Here is a 1,983-nt window from a genome sequence, read left to right on the forward strand (position 1 = left end):
AACGTGAGCTGCACGTCGGCAAGGCGCATCAGCAGCGTATCGAACCAGCCGCCCGCGTAGCCCGCGAGCAGGCCCAGCGGCACACCTATGCACAGCGACAGCAGCACGGCCGACACGCCGACCAGCACCGACATGCGCAGGCCGTAGAGGATGGCCGAGGCCACATCGCGGCCCTGGTCGTCGGCGCCCAGCATGTGGAACGCGCCGTGGCTGCCTTCGGACCAGGGCGGCAGGAAGGCGTCGTTCAATTCGAGGCTCGCCGAATCGAACGGGTTCTGCCAGGCCAGCCAGGGCGCGAACAGCGTCGCCAGCACGATCAGCAGCAGCACCGCAGCCGCGACCTGGACGGTGCGCGAGCGCGCGAACGCGCGCTTCACGGGGGAATCGCTCTGACGCCAGCCGCGCCGCGGCGCGGCCGCCGCGGGTTTGTCGATCACATCGGGCATGTTCATTTCCTTTATCAGCGGCGGCGCAGCCGCGGGTCAACGGCCAGGTAGAGGAAGTCCACCAGCAGGTTGATCACCACATACAGCAGCGCGATGAACATCAGATAGGCCGCGATCAATGGCACGTCCACGCCCTGGATGGACGAAATGAACAGCAGGCCCACGCCCGGCCACTGGAACACGGTTTCGGTCACGATGGAAAAAGCGATCAGCGTGCCGATCTGCAGGCCGGCGATGGTGATCACCGGAATCAGCGTGTTGCGCAGCGCATGGCCGAAGTACAGGTCCTTCTCGCGCAGGCCGCGCGCGCGGCCGAAGCGGATGTAGTCGGAACGCAGCACTTCGAGCATTTCGGCGCGCACCAGCCGCATGATCAGCGTCATGTTGTAGAAGCCCAGCGTGATCGCCGGAAGGATGATCGCGCTCCAGCCCGAGGCCGTGAGCAGGCCGGTCTCCCAGCCGCCGACCTTGACCGTCGTGCCGCGGCCGAACGACGGCAGCCAGCGCAACTCGACCGCGAACAGGTAGATCAGGCCTATGCCTATCAGGAACGTGGGCAGCGACACGCCGACCAGCGACACCGTCATCACCCATCGGCTGAGCCAGCCTTCGCTGCGCAAGGCCGTGTACACGCCCAGCACCACGCCGATCACCAGCGCGCCGATCGAGGCGATCAGCGCCAGCTCCAGCGTCGCCGGCAGGCGCTCGGCGATGACTTCGCTGACCGACCGCTTGAGGCGGTAGGACACGCCCAGATCGCCCTGCACCACCTTGCCCAGGTAGTGCAGGTACTGCAGCGGCACGGGCTTGTCGAAGCCCAGCTCGGTGGTCAGCGCCGCGCGTTCCTCGAGCGTCGCGTCCTCACCCAGCAGGCTGATCGTCGGATCGCCGATATGGCGGAACACCATGAAGGCGATGAGGGAGACCGCGAGCAGCACCAGGGCCGACTGGCCCAGGCGCCGCAACAGATAGGCCAGCATGGTTGCCTCACTTCGCGCCGAGCTTCACGTCCTTGAAGAGCACGGCGTTGTCCGGATGCACGGGCACGTCGATGCGCTTGATCGATGCGAAATGGATCACCTGGTCGTGCAGCGGAATGTAGAAGCGCTCCTTCTGCACCACATCCCAGATGCGCTGCGTGATCTGGTCGCGCTTGGCCTTGTCGGCCTCGGAAGCCAGCGCGACGATGTCGGTGTCGACCGCGGCGTTGCTGAAGCCCGTGGCGTTGGTCGGCCCGCGCCCGTCCTTGCCGCGCGTGTGCACCAGGAAGTCGAAGATATAGGCCGAGTCATAGGTCGGCACGCCCCAGCCATAGAGGTAGAAGTCGATGTCGGCGCCATTGATGGCCACGCTCTGCTGCGCGATCGGGCGCGCGACCACCGAGGTCTTGATGCCCACGCGGCCCAGGAAGCCCGCGATCGCGGTGCTGATCGCTTCGTCGTTCACATAGCGGTCGTTGGAAGTGTGCAGCGTCAGGTCGAAGCCGCTGGGGTAGCCCGCGTCGGCGAGCAGCTGCTTGGCCTTGGCGACGTCGACC

Annotated in this window: 3 protein-coding genes; all 3 read right to left on the bottom strand. The window is 66.4% G+C overall.

Going from position 1 to position 1,983, the window contains the following annotated elements; genetic code table 11:
- A partial coding sequence (locus D3H34_RS32085; RefSeq protein ID WP_434057726.1) for an ABC transporter permease occupies positions 1-446 on the bottom strand: 446 nt, incomplete at its 3' end.
- A 14-nt stretch (positions 447-460) separates the two neighbouring features.
- Positions 461-1,426 carry an ABC transporter permease gene (locus D3H34_RS32090; protein WP_119558810.1) on the bottom strand — a complete coding sequence of 322 codons (966 nt, stop codon included), beginning with the start codon at positions 1,424-1,426 and terminating at the stop codon, positions 461-463.
- A gap of 7 nt (positions 1,427-1,433) precedes the next feature.
- Positions 1,434-1,983 (bottom strand): ABC transporter substrate-binding protein (locus tag D3H34_RS32095; RefSeq protein WP_286186542.1); only part of this gene is annotated, 550 nt, incomplete at its 5' end.

The sequence above is a fragment of the Acidovorax cavernicola genome, from assembly GCF_003581445.1.

Excerpts from the sequence above, each read along its gene's own strand:
- D3H34_RS32090 (WP_119558810.1), bottom strand. The coding sequence starts at position 1,426 with ATGCTGGCCTATCTGTTGCGGCGCCTGGGCCAGTCGGCCCTGGTGCTG.